The following is a 19,905-nucleotide window of genomic DNA, read 5'->3' on the forward strand; positions in this document are numbered from 1 at the left end:
TAAAATTAGAGAGCATCATCCTCTCAAATTATGACAATCATCATATTTTTAAATAATTGGAAATCAGAAATGAAATACGAGTTTTATGATGTCAATCATATTTAAAAGCTAAGAGTAAATTTAAATTTGGTTCAGATCATGTTCCATCATTAAGTGAACGGATGTTAAAAAATACTAAAGCTTATGATTACACTTGAAAAGAATCCCAATGCTGAAACTCTGGATGCTGTTGTTATTCGTTTTGTTGGCGATTCAGGGGACGGGATGCAATTAACCGGCACCCAGTTTTCTGATACCTCAGCCATGTTTGGTAATGATGTGGCTACTTTCCCTAATTATCCTTCTGAAATTCGGGCTCCCCAGGGAAGCTTATACGGAGTTTCAGGTTTCCAGGTGCATATTGGGAGTGTAGAGGTTAGCACCCCGGGTGACAACCTGGATCTGCTGGTAGCAATGAACCCAGCAGGCCTAAAGACCAATTTGTACGCGGTAAAACCGGGTAATACTATAATAATAGACAGCGACTCCTTTACCAAGAAAAACCTTGAAAAGGCACAATATGAATCCAACCCTCTGGAAGACGGAAGTCTTGAAAACTATAGGGTGGTAACGGTGCCCATGACCTCTCTAACCAAGGAGGCTTTAAAGGACGTTGAAGGTCTCGATAACAAAAGCATTACCCGAAGCAAGAATATGTTTGCTCTGGGAATGGTTTACTGGTTGTATGACCGGAATCCGGAACATACTATTGAATTCTTCCAGAAAAAATTCAAAACCAAACCTCACCTGATTGAAGCCAACACCAAAGTATTGAATGCCGGCTTCTTTTATGCTGAAACCATTGAGTTAATTCCAAATTCCTATAGTATTTCTCCCGCAAAAATGCAGGGAGGAACTTACAGGATTATTATGGGAAATACGGCTACCGCCTGGGGCTTCCTGGCAGCAGCCGAAAAATCGGGCAGAGAGTTGTTTTTAGGCTCCTACCCTATCACTCCAGCGACAGATATTTTACACGAGCTGGTAAAACATAAACATTTTGGGGTTAAAGCTTTTCAGGCTGAAGATGAGATTGCAGGGATCAGCTCTGCCATAGGTGCTTCTTTCGCCGGTGATCTTGCTATAACCACAACCTCAGGACCAGGACTTGCCTTAAAAGGAGAAGCTCTGGGATTGGCAGTAATGATAGAATTACCCCTGGTTGTAGTGAACGTTCAACGCGGTGGACCTTCTACAGGCTTACCAACCAAAACTGAACAATCTGATCTTATGCAGGCCATGTACGGCCGAAACGGAGAAAGCCCGGTGATTGTCATCGCCGCAAGCACCCCGGCCAACTGCTTTAATTTCGCCTATGAAGCCTCCAGACTTGCACTTGAGCATATGACCCCGGTGGTATTACTCACCGATGGGTATATCGCCAACGGTTCAGCACCCTGGAAGATAAAAAGCCTTGAAGAAATGCCGGAGATCAAAAACAACCTGGTTAATGAGGTTAAGGAAAACTGGCATCCATATGACAGAAACCAAGAAACCCTGGCAAGAAACTGGGCGATCCCGGGAACTCCAGGTCTGGAACACCGCGTGGGCGGACTTGAAAAAGACCGCATTACAGGAGATGTATCTCACGTTCCGGAGAACCACGAAATCATGACCCATACCCGGGCCGAGAAAGTGAAAAAAGTAGAGAATTATATTCCCGAAATCAAACCGGAGTTTGCCCAGGAGGGTGACCTGCTGGTAATTGGTTGGGGAGGCACCTATGGTTCACTGCATTCAGCGGTTAAGCAAATCGTAGAAGAAGAAGGTTACAAGAACATAGGTTTTGCCCATTTCAATTATATCAATCCGCTTCCAAAAAATACGGGAGAACTTTTAAGCAAGTTCAAAAAGATACTTGTTTGTGAACTTAACAACGGACAGTTTGTAAATGTGCTTAGGATGAACTTTGAAGAACAGAAATTCCTTCAGTTTAACAAAATTCAGGGCTTGCCTTTCGCCAACAGCGAACTCATCGAAAAATTTAAACAAATAGCAGAGTAATCATGGAAACAACTGTAAAAAAATATTCTTACAAAGATTTTGCAAATGACCAGGAAGTAAGATGGTGTCCGGGCTGTGATGACTATGTTATTTTACGTTCGGTACAAAAAGCATTGCCTGAGACAGGAGTTAAAAAAGAAGATGTAGTCTTTATCTCAGGGATTGGTTGTTCTTCGCGTTTCCCTTATTATATGGGAACATATGGGATGCATGGCATTCACGGTAGAGCTCCCGCTATCGCATCTGGAGTAAAACTGGCAAATCCAGATCTAAGCGTTTGGGTTATTACCGGAGACGGAGACAGCATGGCCATTGGCGGAAACCACTTCATACATGTGCTAAGACGAAATATCGACCTTAATATTATTCTGTTTAACAATGAGATCTATGGGCTAACCAAAGGACAGTTCTCACCAACCTCACTGGTAGGTCAGAAAACCAAATCTTCTCCTTATGGAAACACCCAACCCCCGTTTCAACCCGGGGAATTGGCAATAGGAGCTCAGGCCCGGTTTTTTGCACGTATTGGAGGGAATGCGCCCAAGGAAATGACAGACATTTTTATTCAGGCCCAGAAATTCAAAGGCACCTCATTAGTAGAAGTACTTCAAAATTGTGTGATTTTCAATGATGGTTGCTACGTAAAATACACCGACAAGAAAGTGCGTGAAGACAAACAACTCTTTGTCGAACATGGAAAACCTATGATCTTCGGAAAAAACAGAGATCAGGGGCTGGTACTAAACGGACTTAAACTGGAAACTGTCACCATAGGTGAGAACGGTATTACAGAAGAGGATATTCTTATTCACGATGCAAAAACCGAAGATCCTACTATGCACCAGATGCTGGTAAGGTTGGAGGAGCCATTAGTTACAGGAATTATTAGGAGTTTTCAGGATGTTACCCTGGAAGAGAGGGAAGACGAGTTAACTGAACAGATAAAAGCAAAGTCTGATTTCAGAAAAACCGACGACCTATTCTTCTCAGGAGAAACTTATCAGGTAAATTAAAGCATAACTGATTTACATCAGTTTTTAAACCCTTGAAAACTGTTAATTTTATTAACATATTAAGAACTATATTATGGGTTCAGAAGCACTGATAGTTTTCTTTCTCGCCGGCGTCATTCTGGTCGCCGGCGCGAATTTTATCTCAAATTTAATATCACACAAATCAGATAACCCTCAGAAACGTGAGCCTTACGAAAGTGGGATGCCTACTATAGGCCCCACCTGGGTTCAGTTTAAAGTCGGGTTTTATCTATTCGCAATCCTATTCTTAATCTTTGATGTAGAAATAGCCTTTCTGGTTCCCTGGGCTGTAGTGTACGAGGAAGTAGGAACAGTAGCTTTAGTCGAGATCATGATCTTCCTGGCTATTCTGGGATTAGGTTTGGCATATGCGTGGAAAAAAGGAGCATTAAAATGGAAGTAGAAAATCAAAAAGTACCAAAAGATTTTCCTGGCCAGGTATTACCTGCGGGAAACGGTGCAAATATTATTGTAACCTCATTAGATAAGATAATTAACTGGGGACGATCAAATTCGCTGTGGTCACTATACTTCGGAACAAGTTGTTGTGCCATTGAAATGATGCAAACCGGGGCTGCCCGTCACGATTATTCGAGATTTGGCTTTGAGGTAGCGAGGCCTTCCCCAAGGCAAGCCGACCTTATTATCATTGCCGGTACTATCGTGAATAAAATGGCTCCTGTATTACGTAGGCTTTACGACCAAATGGCCGAACCGAAATACGTGATCGCCATGGGGGCCTGTGCTATTTCGGGAGGGCCATTCTTTTATAATTCCTATTCGGTAGTAAAAGGTGCAGATCACGTAATTCCTGTTGATGTATATGTTCCAGGCTGCCCGCCCCGTCCCGAGGCTTTACTCGACGGAATGCTGAAGCTCCAGGAAAAAATTCGTACAGAAAGTATACAAAACAGGAAAAATCCTGTGGAAGGTTTTGATGAAGGTCTTTAAAAAAAGTAGTTATGACAAATCAAGAATTACAGGAATTGATCACCACCTGGTTTTCCGGCCCTGAAAGCGTCCACCTGGAATTTACTGAAGAAGGTTCCCAGTTTTTGAATGTAAGCATAAATCCCGAATACCTGCATGAACTAATGTCCAGGTTAAAGGAGAATAACCACACAGGTTTCGATTACCTCTTTTGCCTTACCGGGGTTGACTGGGGAAAAGAACTCGGAGTGGTTTACCATCTGGAATCTACAAAGCACCGGCATATTCTGGTGGTAAAAGTACAGACTTCAGATAGAGAGAATCCGTGGTTTGATTCAGTACAGGATATTTGGCCTACCGCCAACTTCCATGAAAGAGAAGCTTTTGACCTCCTTGGAATAAAATTTAAAGGTCATCCCAATTTAAAACGTTTGTTTTTGTCAGAAGACTGGGAAGGCTTTCCGCTTAGAAAAGATTATGAAGATGAGGTAAATATGGTTGTTAAATAAAGAAATATGGAAACTGCTACTATAAATAACAACTTTAAGTCTGAGGAATACTTCATCAATATGGGGCCTCAACACCCTGCAACCCATGGGGTATTGCGGCTATTGCTCACCATAGATGGAGAGATCATAAAAAAGGTAGAACCAGATCTGGGATATATTCACCGTTCTATAGAAAAGATGTGCGAACGCGATAGCTATCAGCAAATCGTTCACCTTACCGATAGGATGGATTATCTATCCTCTCACATTAATAATGAAGCCGTTTGCCTTGCCATTGAGAATGCTCTGGAAATAGAAGTGCCCGAGCGGGTAAAAGTAATTAGGACCATTATAGACGAATTAACACGTATTTCTTCTCACACACTTTGGTGGGGAGTAATGGGAATGGATGTAGGGGCACTTACCTCCTATTTCTATGGGTTCCGTGACCGGGAAATGATCAACGATATTTTTGAAGAAACCTGCGGAGCCAGGCTAACTATGAATTATAATATTCCGGGCGGGCTGATGCAGGATATCCATCCAAATTTCATTAAAAGGGTGAAAGAATTCATCACTCATTTCAAGACCAAATTACCGGAATACGATAAACTGCTTACTGGAAACATCATTTTTCAGAAGAGAACTAAAGGAGTAGGCGTATTAAGCAAAGAAGATGCTATTGCTTTTGGAGCCTCAGGCCCTGTAGCCAGAGGATCGGGCTATTCCTGCGATGTGAGAAAACATCATCCATACAGCGCCCTGGATAAAGTGACTTTCAACGAAGCCTTACATACCGAAGGTGATTCTTACGCCCGGTATCTGGTAAGGATCCAGGAAATGTGGGAATCAATTTCCATCATCGAACAGCTCATTGATAACATTCCGGAAGGAGACTTCAAGGTACCCACCAAGGCTGTGATCAAGCTTCCAAAAGGAGAGTATTATCAAAAGGTGGAAACTGCAAGAGGCGAATTTGGAGTTTATATAATAAGTACCGGCGGAAAGAATCCGCACCGGATGAAATTCCGTTCCCCGGGGCTTTCAAATCTTTCCCTGTTAAACCATATTACTGTGGGCGGAAAGATTGGAGATCTGGTAGCCACGATGGCGACCATAGATATTGTTGTACCAGATATTGATCGTTAAAACTGAAACAATGTATAGTTCCCTTATCATAACAAACAACATTCACAGCTGGGTTTTAGGCTGGATGCCGGCATCAGTGACAGATATCACCGAAATGATAATGATTGCAACGGCATATCTTACGGTCTTTGCAGTTCTGGGTTTATTTCTGGTTTTAATGGAAAGAAAAGTAGCCGCCTGGTTCCAGTTAAGGATTGGCCCAAACCGGGTTGGTTTCTTCGGAATGTTTCAAACCATTGCCGATGCTCTTAAACTATTATCTAAAGAGCTAACCGGCACAAATAAGGCCGATAAATTCCTATATAATTTAGCTCCCTATTTTTTGATTATTTCCTCCCTAATGGCCCTGGCTGTTTTTCCATTTTCCCAAAACCTACAGGCCTTCGATATAAATATTGGAATCTTTTTCCTTATCGCTATCTCCTCTATTGGAGTTATCGGGATATTACTGGGCGGTTGGAGTAGTAACAATAAATTTGCATTAATTGGAGCTATGCGTAGCGGAGTTCAGACTATAAGTTATGAGCTCTCAGTAGGACTTTCTTTGCTTACCATGATCCTGCTTACCGGTAGCCTGCAACTTTCAGAAATAATTGAAGTACAAAAAAGCGGTTGGCTCATTGTCCAGGGGCATATTCCCGCAGTTATTGCCTTTATGATTTATATGATCGCCGGAACTGCAGAAACAAACCGGGCACCCTTTGATATGGTAGAAGCCGAATCGGAATTGGGAGCAGGTTTTCATACCGAATATTCCGGGATGAAATTCGCTTATTTCTTTTTAGCCGAATTCATCAATATGTTCATCATAGCCGCTATTGGGACTACAGTGTTCTTCGGAGGCTGGTTGTCCCCATTTGGGATAACAGAATCAATTCCATGGCTCGGGGTATTCTGGTTCCTACTCAAAGCTTTTGCCCTGGTGTTTTTAATGATGTGGTTCAGATGGACCTTCCCCAGACTTAGAGTAGACCAACTCCTCACCCTGGAATGGAAATATCTATTGCCTATTAACCTGTTTAACATCGTGCTAATGGCAATAATAATATGGCTTAATTTCACAATTCAATTTTAGAAATTATGAGTTATTTTTCAGACATATATAACGGCATAAAAACCCTGCTAACCGGAATGGGCGTAACAGGAAAGTATTTCCTGAACTCCAGGAAAGGAGCCATCACCCAACAATATCCAGACAACCGTGACACCCTGAAAATGTTTGAACGTTTCCGGGGAGAGGTAGTAATGCCACACGATGAAAATAATGAACACAATTGCACCGGTTGTCAGAAGTGTGAGATCGCCTGTCCCAATGGTAGTATAGAAATAATCTGGGATCGCCAGGTAGATCCTGAAACCGGGAAGAAGAAAAAATTAATAGATAAACATATTTTTCATTATGGAATGTGCACCCAGTGCGGATTGTGTATTGATGCTTGTCCTACAGAAGCCATAAAATGGGCTCCTAATTTTGAAAATGCGGTTTATGACAGGAGTCAGCTTACCAGAGTTTTAAACAAACCCGGATCAAAGGTAAAAGCCGGTGTAGAATAATATAGATATGGAAAAGTATATTTTTTATGTTTTAGCCTTAATAATGATAGTCTCGGCAATAGCATCGGTGAGCAGTCGCAAAATGTTGCGTTCGGTGGTTTATTTGCTTTTTGTCTTAATAGGTATAGCCGGAATTTATTTTATGGTAGACTATAACTTTTTAGCCGCCATACAACTTACAGTCTATGCCGGAGGGATAATTGTGTTGATCATTTTTTCGGTGTTGCTGGTGCATCATATCGATATGGAACTGGAAGTCGCTAAAAAATCCAAACGAATTATCACAGCACTAGCCTCTCTAATTGGTTTAGGAGTCTTTCTAACTACTATTTATTCCCATCCCTTTGTTGAAACCACTACAGCAACAACCACAACCACTGCCGATATTGGATTTGCTCTTTTAAGTACTGAGGCGGGTGGATTTATTCTGCCTTTTGAAGTGATAAGTATTCTTCTGCTGGCAGTAATGATAGGAGCTATTATAATCGCTAAGGGAGAAGACGAAACTGAGGATAAGCCTAAAGAAACTCCTGTAGTAAAACAAGAAGAACCAGTTGCAAAGAAGAAAGAACTTCTGGAAGACGAGGTAGCTGTTTAATCAAATAAAAAAACAAAGACCATGATACCCGGCATTAGCATAACGGAAATTCTCACTCTCACCTCTATCCTGTTCTTCATTGGAATTTATGGATTCATTACCCGAACCAATCTTATTTCAATGTTGATCTCGGTCGAAATTATCCTGAATTCGACGGTGATAAATTTTGTGATCATTAATAAATACCTATATCCCGAACTTTTACAGGGGATGGTATATTCAATATTTATAATTGCTGTGGCAGCTGCAGAAACCGCCCTGGCCGTGGCAATAATCATAAATCTCTACAAGCAAATAAGTTCTGTAGATGTTAAAGAAACTGAAACTCTGAAGTATTAAAAGACGGAAGCTATGAACATAAGTTATCTCTTTTTAATTCCATTAATTCCCCTGGCTGTCTTTCTGGTACTGGGAATCTTTAATAAAAAGATCAAGCCGGCAATTTCCGGCTGGATTGGTGTTGCAGGGCTCGCCGCCTCCACCATACTTTCATTTTATGGTGCCTTTCAGTACTTCTTTGTGACAGGAAAATTAGATGGTGCGTATCAGACATTTACTGAAAAAACGGTCTGGTTGAACTTTACAGATAGCCTGCATATAGATCTCGGGATCCTTATTGATCCTATTTCTATAATGATGCTCATCGTAGTATCTACCATCTCCCTGATGGTTCACATCTACAGTCGTGGCTATATGAAAGGAGACCCGGGATATACCAAATTCTTTGCTTTTCTTTCTCTTTTCACCTTTTCTATGTACGGTTTGGTATTGGCTACCAATCTTTTCCAGATTTACATTTTCTGGGAATTGGTGGGAGTATCCTCTTTTCTTTTGATCGGATATTATTATACAAAGAACTCGGCGGTGGCTGCGGCCAAAAAAGCTTTTATCGTAACCAGATTTGCCGATTTTGGCTTTCTTATCGGAATCCTGATAATAGGTTTCTACACCGGGACCTGGGACTTTGAAACTCTAAATAACCCTGAAGGTGCTGCAATAGCCAACTGGGCTTCCACCTCCTTTATGGGCTTATCGGTATTAACATGGGCTCTAATCCTCATCTTTATGGGAGGTGCGGGGAAATCAGCTATGTTCCCATTACACATCTGGCTTCCCGATGCGATGGAAGGACCAACACCGGTTTCGGCCCTGATACATGCGGCCACAATGGTAGTTGCCGGGGTTTATCTCGTTGCACGGCTTTTCCCCATGTATTATTTCGTCGAAGAAGGTTACGTCTTAAACATAGTTGCCTATGTGGGAGCATTCTCCTCCCTTTTTGCTGCAATTATAGCAATAACGCAAACAGATATTAAAAGGGTGCTGGCATTTTCAACCATGTCTCAGATAGGATATATGATGATGGCCCTTGGGGTCTCAGGTTTTGATGGTCACGAAGGAGTCGGTTATATGGCCTCTATGTTCCACCTGTTTACCCACGCAATGTTCAAGGCCCTTTTATTCCTTGGCGCAGGTTCGGTGATCCATGCCGTTCACAGTAATTATCTTAAGGATATGGGCGGACTTAGAAAACATATGCCAATTACCAATATCACCTTTCTCATCGCTGCGTTGGCAATTGCAGGAGTTCCGCCTCTGGCAGGTTTCTGGAGTAAAGATGAGATACTTGTAGCAGCTTATGAAAACAGTCAGTTTCTCTATTCTATAGGAATTTTGGTAGCCGGTTTAACTGCTTTCTATATGTTCCGACTTTACTTCGGAATCTTCTGGGGAAAAGAGACCACTTATGCCCATAAACCGAAGGAATCTCCTCGTTCTATGACTATTCCGTTGGTCATCCTGGCGATTTTTAGTGTAGTAGTTGGATTTATTCCATTCAGTGAATACGTAACCGCCGATAAGCTGGGATTTGTAGCACATTTAAATTATCCACTGGCGGCCACAGCAGTGCTTATAGGTTTAATAGGAATCATTTTGGCGTGGATATTCTATAAAAAAGAAAACGACCTGGCCGAAAGATTTGCCCGGGCCTTTGGAGTATTCTACCTCTGGGCCAGCAATAAATTTTATTTCGACGAACTATACCTTTTCATAACCCGTAAACTGATCTTTAAAAGGATCTCTGCTCCAATTGCCTATTTCGATAAGAAATTTGTGGATGGAACCATGGAAGGAATCGGCAATAAAACTTTGGTTGTTGCCAATAAAATTAAAGGAATTCAGTCTGGAAAAGTTCAGGATTATGCCTTCGGCTTTATTAGCGGAATTGTAGTGCTGACAATCGTTTTCATTTACCTATGGACTAATTAATTGATCATTATGGACATTTTATCACTTTTTGTTGTTCTTCCGGTACTCGTAATCATCGCATTGGTTTTCACGAAAGGATTAAAACAGGCCCGGCAAATAGCTATGCTAGGCAGTATTATTCAGCTGGGAATGGCGATAAACCTGCTTTTCGCCTACCTGAAGGAACAAAGCATAAACGATAGTATATTCGTGTTTACCAGGGATATCGTTTGGTTTGAAGAATTAAACATTCATTATAATATTGGAGTAGATGGGATCTCGGTCGCACTAATCCTTTTAACCTCTATAATTGTTTTGGCCGGGGTATTTATTTCCTGGAAAACATACGATTTGCCTAAAGAATTCTTTGTTTCATTACTGGTTTTGGCGACAGGGGTTTACGGTTTCTTTATTTCCATAGATCTGTTTACTATGTTCCTTTTCTATGAAATCGCGGTAATCCCTATGTATCTCCTCATTGGTATCTGGGGTTCCGGACCCAAAGAATATTCTGCGATGAAATTAACCCTGATGCTAATGGGAGCTTCTGCCCTGTTACTGGTGGGAATTCTGGGAATATACTTCAACTCAAATGCCGATGGCGGACCACTAACTTTTAGTATCCTTGAGATCGCACAGGTAAATATCCCTTTTGAAGCTCAGAAACTATTCTTCCCATTAATCTTTATAGGTTTTGCGGTGTTGGGTGCTTTATTCCCTTTCCACACCTGGTCTCCAGATGGGCACGCCTCGGCCCCAACTGCGGTTTCCATGTTACACGCAGGGGTTTTAATGAAACTTGGGGGCTACGGAGTCTTTAGGGTGGCGATGTTCCTTCTTCCTCAAGGCGCACTGGAGTGGTCCTGGTTCTTCATTATTTTATCGGCTACAGGAGTGATCTATGGAGCATTTGCTGCCATAAGACAAACCGATCTAAAATATATCAACGCCTACTCTTCGGTTAGTCACCTGGGGCTGGTGTTATTTGCACTTTTAATGCTGAATAAAACTGCCTGGAACGGAGCGATATTACAATCATTATCCCACGGTTTCATGACAGCCCTTTTCTTTGCCTTAATCGGAATGATCTATACCAGAACCAATACGAGGGATATCACAAAACTGGGAGGACTTTTAAAAGTAATTCCATTCATTTCGGTAATATATGTTATCGCCGGGCTGGCTTCCCTTGGGTTGCCAGGCTTCAGCGGATTTGTAGCCGAAATGAACATTTTTGTAGGGGCATTTCAGAATGAAGATATGTTCCACAGGGTGGTCACCATAATTTCGGTTTCAGCAATTGTTGTTACCGCAGTATACATCTTACGGGTAGTAGGAATAATGCTGATGGGGCCTGTTAAGAATGAAAGCTATTTAAGCCTTCCAAAAGCTACCTGGTACGAAACAACCGGGGTGCTTTTATTGCTTCTTCCTATTGTGGGAATAGGCGTAGCTCCATTATGGTTAAGCGATATGATATTAAAAAGTTTACAACCCTTTTTGCAGGGAGTATTATAATTTAAATAAAGAACGAAAATGGAACTTAGTAGTTTTTTCCTGATGCGGCACGAGATGGCCCTCCTGGCAATAGCCCTAATCCTTATTATTGCTGAAATACTTATTCCGAAGCAGAAAAAATCCAGTGCTGTTCATCTGGCTATATTTCTCTTCGGAATACATACTGCGCTGGGCTTTTTCCCATTGGAAGAAAGCAGTTTGTTCGGTGGGATGTTTAGAACCAACAACCTTATCCACTTCTTTAAAAATGTACTAAACATTGGAGTTTTCATTCTTCTGTTACAATCAGCTGACTGGATACAGGAAAAAATCGTAAAACTAAACCGGGGTACCGAATTCTTTATCCTACTCTTCTTCTCTCTTTTGGGAATGTATTTTATGATCTCGGCGGGCGACTTTCTGATGTTTTATATAGGGATGGAACTATCGACTATACCGGTGGCCGCTCTTGCAGCCTTTGAACTGGTAAAAAGAAGTTCCAGTGAAGCGGGGATTAAACTTATTCTTTCGGCAGCTTTGGCTTCCGGGGTTTCGTTATTCGGGATTTCGTTGCTTTATGCGACTTCAGGCTCTATATATTTCAATGACATTATTGAGGTAATAACCTCCAACAATTTAACTATCCTGGGATTCATACTGTTTTTTACAGGATTAGCATTCAAAATTTCATTGGTACCTTTCCACTTCTGGACGGCCGATGTTTACGAAGGAGCACCGATTAGTGTTGCCTCTTATCTTTCGGTTATTTCTAAAGGAGCAGCGGTTTTCATCCTGATGATCCTTATGTTTACAGTGCTTAAGCCTTTAATGCAAGTATGGGAAAATATGATCTATGTGGTAGCCTTAGCAACCATGTTTGTGGGTAACCTTTTTGCCCTTAGGCAACAGAATATGAAACGTTTCCTCGCATTCTCCTCTATCGCTCAGGCTGGTTTTATTTTACTGGGTCTAATCACCGGAACACAGCTAGGGACAGCTTCAGTTGTGTATTTTGTGATGATCTATATCTTCTCCAATCTGGCAGCCTTTGGAGTAGTTCAGGCAATTTCATTAAAAACAGGTAAAGAAAACATTGATGATTACAATGGTTTGTACCGAACCAATCCTAAGTTGAGCCTTATTATGTTACTGGCTTTATTTTCTCTCGCAGGAATTCCACCGGTGGCAGGATTCTTTGGAAAATTCTTCCTGTATACCGCAGCAGCAAGAGAAGGTTACTACCTGCTCGTATTTCTGGCAGTGGTGAACGTCACTATTTCTTTATACTACTATTTGCTGGTTGTGAGGGCGATGTTCCTGCGGCAGAATGAAAACCCGATTCCATTTTTCAACAACAAATTATATATGCGTTTAGGACTTGGTATTACAGTAATTGGTATCCTTGTTTTGGGTATGTACAGTCCCTTATACGATTACATTTATGAACTAAGCGCTGCTTTTAATCAATAAGTTATGGCACTAGAAGGAAAACATACATTTGGCAGTATTGGGGACACCCGGGTTAGCTTCGTAGAGAAAAAAATAAATGAAGAAAGAAAAGATTTCCTAAAAAAGCTACTGGAACACAACGGCTTTGAAGTGATCGTGGAAGAAGAAAAACGGAAGTCGGAAGAAGAACCCCAACTCTATACCGTAGCAGTAACAGATATGGTATTTAACCCTACAATCTACGTCTTTGAGCGCCGTCTAAAAACTTTCGATGGTCATAAGGTTACCCAGGATTACTGGAATCAGAAATCGGAGGACACCAATCCTCATTACTATAAATAAATATATTGACCTGTTGCTTCAAATAATTGCAAACCCAAAACCACAAAGAACATGAAAATAATAAATCTCCTTTTATTCCTTACCCTCTCATTAAATTGGGTAAATGCACAAAACTTAAAACCTTATGTGCTGGCCATAGAAACAACGGATAACATATCAGAACTAAAAGATAAATTACCCTTAAACCTTGAACAAAACGGAATTGAGATTGTAGGTCAATATCAACCTGCAAATGATGCCAACCGGTGGATTCTTATTTTTACATCACCCGAACTCAAATCTGCAGTAAAAGAGGTTGGCCAGTTAACCGGATTTGCTGCAAGTTTACGGGTAGCAATCACCCGTGAAAATGGAAAAACACTGGTATCTTATACCAACCCTGCTTATTGGGGAAATGCTTACTTTAGAAAAGATTACCCTAAGGTTTCTGCTTATTACACAAAGCTTTCCAACAAACTGGAAAGTGCTATGGAGGCCACGGGGTCTTTTAGAAATTTGCCCTTCGGTTCTGAAGAAGGTTTATCGGAAAAAGAGCTAAGGAAATATCATTATATGTTTGCCATGCCTTACTTTGACGATACCGTAGAACTTGAAAGTTTTGATAGTTACCAAACAGCCACAAATAAAATTGAAACCGCTGCCAAAGAAAAGAATATCAACCTGGAAATGCTTTATAAAATTGAAATCCCAGGAAAAAACATAGCCCTATATGGCTTTGGGATTAAGGGAGAAAAAGGAGAGGCTAAATTTCTTCCCATAATCGATATTGGCAAACCTAAACATACCGCTTTTCTTCCTTACGAGGTACTAGTTATCGGAAATGAAGTTCACATGCTACATGGCAGGTATAGAATTGCCATTGCTTTTCCCGATTTAACGATGGGTACCTTCAGCAAAATAATGTCGACGCCAGGAGATATTGAAGATTCATTGGAGAAATTGGTGAAATAGTATATTAAGTTATTGATCAAAATTGAAAGGGGCTTTTAAAGAGCCCCTTGTTTTTGGCAAAAATATTGTGGAAAAGAGAAAAATTCAGAATAGCCTAAAAGCTAAAAAGTTCTTTTCAAAATGGGAAATGACCTTATTGACCTGCCAACAAAAGTGTATTTTCAAGGTCTAAAAAATTCTGAATTATTTTGAGGTTTCTGTATCAATAAAAGATTCCTTATTTAAAAATCCGGCCAATGATTAGCTGGGGAGTTAGAAGTTTAATTTTAATTCCTAAATTACGCTCCGTAAAACTATCTATGGAGATCAGCGCCCTCGTTATAAAATTTCAACAAAAAGATGCAAAGGCTTTTGAGTCACTGTATTCGATGTACAGTGAAAGTATGCATGGCGTTATATATAATATTGTTCGTGATAATGACATTGCCCAGGAAGTTTTGCAGGACGTCTTTATGAAAGCATGGCATAATGCAGATTCTTATTCTCCAAAAAAAGGACGTTTTTTCACCTGGTTATTAAACATAGCAAGAAATGCGGCCATCGATAAGACACGTTCCAAAGAATTTAAGAACTCAAAGAAAAACCTTGACAGTCAATTTTTCGTAAATATATTAGAAACCGAAGAAAATTACAGCCGTACTACAGATGCAATTGGTGTGAAATCTTTCGTTAAAAAACTTGCAACCAAATGCACCGAAATAATTGAGCTGTTATACTTTAAGGGGCTTACCCAAAAAGAAACTTCTGAAACTCTTAATATGCCAATTGGGACGGTAAAAACAAGGAATAGAAATTGCATAAATGAATTACGCCAAATGTTAGGTGTCCAATAAATGGATGTAAAAAAATACATAGAATCCGGAATACTTGAACTGTATGTTGCAGGGGCTCTTTCTGAAAAAGAAAATGAAGAGGTCTTTAAAATTATGCTGCAATATCCCGAAGTGCAGGAAGAAGTCTTGAAAATAGAATCTTCAATAGTTGCTCTCACCAGTGCCGCCTCACCATCTGATTCTAAACATCTTTTTTCCGCAGTAAAATCAAAACTTGGGTTAGATAATAACCACCCCGGCACTATTCCACTAAAAAGAACACGGCCATCCTGGATAGCTTATACGGGATGGGCTGCAGCACTTGTAATAGGCTTTACTTTGTGGTGGACTGTAAATGAAATAAATCTTCTTAAAGAACAGATACAGGTTGTTGAAACCAACAATGAATTGATGGAAGAACAAATAGAGAAAGCTAATTCAGATCTAGCTGAAGCAAAGAATTTAATTACAGTTTTAAGGAATAAAGATATTATCACTGTACCCCTGGAAGGACAGGCTGTTTCACCGGACGCTTATGCTAAAGTATACTGGAATAAAAAAGCCGGGAACATCTATTTAGATGCCCAGGGACTGCCGGAGCCACCAAGAGGCAAAGTCTATCAGGTTTGGTCTTTAAAGCTTACTCCATTATCTCCTACAAGTTTAGGTACTATTGATGACTTTAAAACAGATGACAATAAAATCTTCACCATACCAAATCCAAATGATTCTGAAGCTTTTGGAATCACTTTAGAACCCACCGGAGGAAGTGAAACTCCCACTATGGAGCAGCTCTTCACTATTGGAATAGTAGAATCGGCTTCCTAATTACAAATCTTCTAGCCTTGGCTCTAACAAGATAAAATAGAGGGATTTGCTATTCCACGCTATATGAGATTCTATTGAAATACTTTTCGGATAAGAGAAAGCGCTTACCAGAAATTCGGTAAACGCTCTACAAACAAACCAACCAAAAATTACCCAGCGACCTAATAATTAGATTTAAAAATTATAAATCAACACGGTACTCACCATGAAGTCAGCTTCATGAGTAAAATGAACATTGTTAACCACTTCTCCTTCATTCTCGAAAGACCCCTCAATTGCAAAGGAGGGACTATTAAATCCTAGCATGTTTATTATGCCCAAAGCCACTCCAACCGGACCTTTTTGATAAGTTAAGAGCATATCAAAAAATGTTACCTCTGAAAAAAAATTATATTGTTCCTCACTACTCAGTTCTTCTTCCATTCTGATTTTAAGTTGAAAATCCAGGTTATTGAAATTTCCAGAAATCAGATTAAACTGATAAGAATCTTCTGAAACATATAAAAAACCCAGAGTAATCTCCTTCTCAAGATAAAATTCGAAATCCTTACTTACATCTTTAATTTGCTCCTGGGAAAAGACAGACCCCGAATACAACATAAAAAACAGGTATGTAAAATATTTCAATCTCATTAGATCTTTCTAATTTCCTGTTCCGTCACCGGTCCAAGTTCATAGACACTTTCTAATAATTCTTCTTTAAGAACCCTGGCTTTTCTCATTTTTCCATTGGCCTTATATATCTTCGCCATATGAAAAAGGCTTTCAGGCTCGTGGGTCTTATCTACAACATTTTTTTCTGCAATCTCCAGTGCATTTTCATATTCACCTTTGTGGTAGTAAGTCCAGGCTAACAACGCATAAGATTGCGGAGTTGGTCTGTTCTCAATTTCATTTTGCGCCAGGTGCATAGCTTCTTCAAGTTCCGAGAACTCTTCGGCGTAAAGTATGGCATTGTTGGAATTATACATGACTCCATAATTTTCATTTGAAACCGCAGCCCAATAAGACGCCAGATTTAATCTTTTTGCAGATTCAGTATTCATAAATTCAGCTATTTCAGCCTTTAATAAATAATAATCGGGGGTCTGGTTTTGTTTTGTAATAGTGTTTAAAATGCGTAATGCCTCTTTAGGGTTACGTTCATAGGAATAAACGATCCAGGAAATTCCTTTTTTTGCATAGGCATTATTAGGATCTAATTCCAGTGCCTTCAAAAAGTGATTATATGATTTTCTAATCTCTCCATTATGTCCATAAAAATCAGCGATATTGGTATATGCCCATTGCTTTAAGGCCTTTAAATTAGATGCTTCGGCCTTTTCCATCGCCTTTTCCATATAAGTTATGGCTGTACTCAAATCTCCTTCATGATCGCTCCATTTCGCATATCGAATAAGAAAATCAAAATCAGTTCGATCTTCAATTTTTTCAAGATATGTTTCGGCTTTTCCATAATTACCAAGCTCCATATAAACATCGAATAGCATTTTATGAGTATCATTAATATTCTCACCAATTGCCTCAGCGGCATTTAAAAGATTTAAGGATTCCCTAAAACGATGTTGTGAAATATAATTCCTGGCAAGGGATCTTAGATAACCGGCCTGACTATAGCCGGTTCTTTTATTGGCCGCTATTAAATTTTCTTCGGCCTTAATTAAATATTTAATCTCTCCGGTAGCATCAAACAATTGAGATTGAGAGGCCGCCAATTTTCCTAAATATGGAAATTGTCCCGGATTTTTTTCCAGTTTCTCTTTCCAGAAATTACGATCCTTTTTAATGGGCTCCAGCGTCAAGGAAGTATCGTTTTGAAGGTATTCCTCATAATCTTTCTTATTAGTTATTTGTTCAGGAGCTTTATCACAGCTTGCAAATGCAAGAAGCGTTAAAAATGCAGTTGTTAAATAATATTTCTTGAACATGGGTTGTTATTTTAAGTTTTAGTTGAAAAAATATTAGAGCAGGCCATTTCGACCTGCTCTAAATTGGAGTGATCTAATGTGGCGAAGCCAGGTAGGGAAAAGAAGTTAGAAACTCCTTGTCATTAGCATCTACATGATCATCTGAAAATTCCGGATTTTCAGAGAAATCGGGGCCTCCAAAGATCAATAGTAATTCTACGGTGATAACATCATCGGTAAGAGCTCGACCTGTTAAGACATTAGTTCCGTCATAAAAGGTAGTGGGACCGTCAAGGGATACATTTAAAACATCTGTTGCCAAAGCACCTGTGAAGGTAGCTGCATCCATCCCTAAAGCATTTGTAGTATATCCCGGGTTTAGTGCAAGTAATTTAGACTCAAACATTGTTTGAAAAGCCGCATTTTGATTGGAAGGAGTTGTTACATTAAACTGATCTTTATTCTCTGAGGATACAAATACTGTATTTATAGCGGGCCTTCCCATTTGATCTTCCTGCATGTATGTTCCAGACAAATCAGGGGTATTATCTACTATTACCTCGTTGGGTATATCTTCTTTATCACAGCTTACTAACAATCCTGTTATTAGAGCTATTCCTAAAATCTTAATTGATATTTTCATAATTATATTTTTTTCTGAATTGATATTATTGTTTTCTCTTAGATTCTACCCACGTATTAATGGTTCCTGTACCACCTATCATGGCTTTAGGTACTTCAACTACCACAGACATAACATTAGTCCCAGCAAAAGTGTCGGTCCCAGGGTTGTTAAATCCTGATGCTTCTCCTGCTATAATTGCATTATACTGGGCAAAATCCATAAAGAAGGGATCATCACGGGGTCCTGCAAATACAGATATTCCATTTTTAGAAATGATTTCGGCATTCTCTCCATAAGCTGTAATGTCTACGGAAGTAAAATCCTTAGTGGCATCTCCAGTTAAAGTACTGGATAAACCGGTTTCCATTGGTTTTACAGGTCCCAGAATATACATCTTACCGTTTCTGGGCACTGCCTGGATTACCAGGTCCTCAATAAAGTCACCATCGTTATCAATGTTGAACTCAATCATTACGCTTTCATCAAAAGAAGCATCAGAAGTCGCTGAAGGACTTAAAAGACCCTGCAGGTTGGCAACAAATACCATGTTGTCTGAATTCTCTCCTTGAAAGGCATAGAAATCTGTAATATCACTTGATCCACCTTGTACTGCTGGCGCATCAATGTGATCTGCGGAGATTAAGAATAAACCAGCAACTAAAAGTAAGCTGGTTCCTAAAATGTGTTTAGCTTTTTTCATGATTAGAAAAGTTTTAATTAATAAAATTTGTTTTCATCTATACCTACGTAATAATCCCAGAGAGGGTTTTCCTAAGGTTTTGTTAAAGAGGAAATTTTATTTTTAACACAACTCGATAATTGATGCGCATAGAAGACTCAGACAGGAAATATCTTAATGTGAATGGAAACCTGTGCCTATAGAATTAAAAGGAGGAGGTTCATAAATTCTTTAATTTTAAGAGTGAGACCTCGTGTTCCACCCCCAAAACTTTTTCTTCCAGGATTTGCCGTAGTTTACATAGTGAAGCCTGGAATGACCCTAAAGTTCGATGGTAATCTCAATAGACACATCGTTTAAAAGCATTCAGAAGTCCAATTTAGAGGAGTAAGAAAGACGGAGTTCTTTTTATACCGGTTGGAGAAATTATTTGCCTAAAACCCAGAAAATGATCTTGATCCCCAGAAAGTCCTTGAAATGAATCTTAAAACGGAATAGTCCTAAAAACAAAAAAGCCTCTTCCCGAATACACGGAAAAAAGCTTCTCATCAGTCGGCCATAAAATCCTAGAGAACCAGGAATTCCAATGGCTAACTACACAATCCCGAATAATCGGGACAAACAACACAACTAATCATTAGTGCCAAAAAAAGCTCCCCGATTAGAGGAGCTTCTTTGCAACTTTGCGGTCTGGACGAGACTCGAACTCGCGACCCCCTGCGTGACAGGCAGGTATTCTAACCAACTGAACTACCAGACCGTTGCATTA

21 protein-coding genes and 1 tRNA gene are annotated in these 19,905 nt (G+C 39.9%); 17 read left to right on the forward strand and 5 right to left on the reverse strand.

Annotated features, from left to right (window positions below; translation table 11 throughout):
- Positions 1 to 183 precede the first annotated feature (183 nt).
- From VIM94_RS12045 to VIM94_RS12125, 17 genes are all read left to right on the forward strand, one after another.
- Positions 184 to 2,043, forward strand: coding sequence for a 2-oxoacid:acceptor oxidoreductase subunit alpha (locus tag VIM94_RS12045; RefSeq protein WP_332039547.1), 1,860 nt, complete (start codon positions 184 to 186; stop codon positions 2,041 to 2,043).
- A 2-nt stretch (positions 2,044 to 2,045) separates the two neighbouring features.
- A complete protein-coding gene (locus tag VIM94_RS12050) occupies positions 2,046 to 3,056 on the forward strand; it encodes a 2-oxoacid:ferredoxin oxidoreductase subunit beta (protein ID WP_332039548.1) in 1,011 nt (336 codons plus the stop codon).
- Between the two features lie 73 nt (positions 3,057 to 3,129).
- Entirely contained in the window at positions 3,130 to 3,480 is a 351-nt protein-coding gene (locus VIM94_RS12055) for an NADH-quinone oxidoreductase subunit A (protein ID WP_332039549.1), read from the forward strand.
- Complete coding sequence (locus tag VIM94_RS12060; protein WP_332039550.1) at positions 3,471 to 4,028, forward strand: NADH-quinone oxidoreductase subunit B family protein; 558 nt, start codon at positions 3,471 to 3,473, stop codon at positions 4,026 to 4,028. Before VIM94_RS12055 ends, VIM94_RS12060 begins: the two co-directional genes overlap by 10 nt.
- An 11-nt stretch (positions 4,029 to 4,039) precedes the next feature.
- Entirely contained in the window at positions 4,040 to 4,516 is a 477-nt protein-coding gene (locus VIM94_RS12065; RefSeq protein ID WP_332039551.1) for an NADH-quinone oxidoreductase subunit C, read from the forward strand.
- A 6-nt stretch (positions 4,517 to 4,522) separates the two neighbouring features.
- Complete coding sequence (locus VIM94_RS12070) at positions 4,523 to 5,644, forward strand: NADH-quinone oxidoreductase subunit D (RefSeq protein WP_332039552.1); 1,122 nt, start codon at positions 4,523 to 4,525, stop codon at positions 5,642 to 5,644.
- 10 nt (positions 5,645 to 5,654) lie between these two features.
- A complete protein-coding gene (nuoH, locus tag VIM94_RS12075; RefSeq protein ID WP_332039553.1) occupies positions 5,655 to 6,719 on the forward strand; it encodes an NADH-quinone oxidoreductase subunit NuoH in 1,065 nt (354 codons plus the stop codon).
- Positions 6,720 to 6,724: 5 nt separating this feature from the next.
- On the forward strand, positions 6,725 to 7,198 hold the full coding sequence (locus VIM94_RS12080; protein ID WP_332039554.1) for a 4Fe-4S dicluster domain-containing protein: 474 nt from the start codon (positions 6,725 to 6,727) through the stop codon (positions 7,196 to 7,198).
- Between the two features lie 7 nt (positions 7,199 to 7,205).
- On the forward strand, positions 7,206 to 7,796 hold the full coding sequence (locus tag VIM94_RS12085; protein WP_332039555.1) for an NADH-quinone oxidoreductase subunit J: 591 nt from the start codon (positions 7,206 to 7,208) through the stop codon (positions 7,794 to 7,796).
- 21 nt (positions 7,797 to 7,817) lie between these two features.
- Positions 7,818 to 8,135 (forward strand): NADH-quinone oxidoreductase subunit NuoK, encoded by a 318-nt coding sequence (nuoK, locus tag VIM94_RS12090; RefSeq protein WP_332039556.1) that lies wholly within the window; start codon positions 7,818 to 7,820, stop codon positions 8,133 to 8,135.
- A gap of 12 nt (positions 8,136 to 8,147) precedes the next feature.
- Entirely contained in the window at positions 8,148 to 10,067 is a 1,920-nt protein-coding gene (gene nuoL, locus VIM94_RS12095) for an NADH-quinone oxidoreductase subunit L (protein WP_332039557.1), read from the forward strand.
- A 9-nt stretch (positions 10,068 to 10,076) separates the two neighbouring features.
- The gene (locus VIM94_RS12100; RefSeq protein WP_332039558.1) at positions 10,077 to 11,564 is read left to right on the forward strand and encodes an NADH-quinone oxidoreductase subunit M; all 1,488 of its coding nucleotides are present in this window, start codon (positions 10,077 to 10,079) and stop codon (positions 11,562 to 11,564) included.
- An 18-nt stretch (positions 11,565 to 11,582) separates the two neighbouring features.
- Positions 11,583 to 13,013, forward strand: coding sequence for an NADH-quinone oxidoreductase subunit N (locus VIM94_RS12105; RefSeq protein WP_332039559.1), 1,431 nt, complete (start codon positions 11,583 to 11,585; stop codon positions 13,011 to 13,013).
- Between the two features lie 3 nt (positions 13,014 to 13,016).
- The gene (locus VIM94_RS12110; protein ID WP_332039560.1) at positions 13,017 to 13,334 is read left to right on the forward strand and encodes a hypothetical protein; all 318 of its coding nucleotides are present in this window, start codon (positions 13,017 to 13,019) and stop codon (positions 13,332 to 13,334) included.
- A gap of 51 nt (positions 13,335 to 13,385) precedes the next feature.
- A complete protein-coding gene (locus tag VIM94_RS12115) occupies positions 13,386 to 14,285 on the forward strand; it encodes a hypothetical protein (protein ID WP_332039561.1) in 900 nt (299 codons plus the stop codon).
- 299 nt (positions 14,286 to 14,584) lie between these two features.
- On the forward strand, positions 14,585 to 15,118 hold the full coding sequence (locus VIM94_RS12120) for an RNA polymerase sigma factor (RefSeq protein WP_332039562.1): 534 nt from the start codon (positions 14,585 to 14,587) through the stop codon (positions 15,116 to 15,118).
- Entirely contained in the window at positions 15,119 to 15,925 is an 807-nt protein-coding gene (locus VIM94_RS12125; RefSeq protein WP_332039563.1) for an anti-sigma factor, read from the forward strand.
- Between the two features lie 174 nt (positions 15,926 to 16,099).
- On the opposite strand, the gene VIM94_RS12130 is transcribed toward VIM94_RS12125, so the two are convergent.
- The 5 genes from VIM94_RS12130 to VIM94_RS12150 all read right to left on the reverse strand — a co-directional run bounded on the left by VIM94_RS12130 (position 16,100) and on the right by VIM94_RS12150 (position 19,896).
- Positions 16,100 to 16,558, reverse strand: coding sequence for a hypothetical protein (locus VIM94_RS12130; protein WP_332039564.1), 459 nt, complete (start codon positions 16,556 to 16,558; stop codon positions 16,100 to 16,102).
- The gene (locus VIM94_RS12135) at positions 16,558 to 17,853 is read right to left on the reverse strand and encodes a cell surface protein (RefSeq protein ID WP_332039565.1); all 1,296 of its coding nucleotides are present in this window, start codon (positions 17,851 to 17,853) and stop codon (positions 16,558 to 16,560) included. The genes VIM94_RS12130 and VIM94_RS12135 overlap by 1 nt, the downstream gene beginning before the upstream one ends.
- 73 nt (positions 17,854 to 17,926) lie before the next feature.
- A complete protein-coding gene (locus VIM94_RS12140; protein ID WP_332039566.1) occupies positions 17,927 to 18,475 on the reverse strand; it encodes a DUF4331 family protein in 549 nt (182 codons plus the stop codon).
- A gap of 25 nt (positions 18,476 to 18,500) precedes the next feature.
- Entirely contained in the window at positions 18,501 to 19,157 is a 657-nt protein-coding gene (locus tag VIM94_RS12145) for a DUF4331 family protein (protein ID WP_332039567.1), read from the reverse strand.
- A 665-nt stretch (positions 19,158 to 19,822) separates the two neighbouring features.
- A tRNA-Asp gene (locus tag VIM94_RS12150) sits at positions 19,823 to 19,896 on the reverse strand.
- Between the last annotated feature and the right edge of the window lie 9 nt (positions 19,897 to 19,905).

This window comes from Salegentibacter sp. (genome assembly GCF_036568425.1).
Lineage (GTDB): Bacteria > Bacteroidota > Bacteroidia > Flavobacteriales > Flavobacteriaceae > Salegentibacter.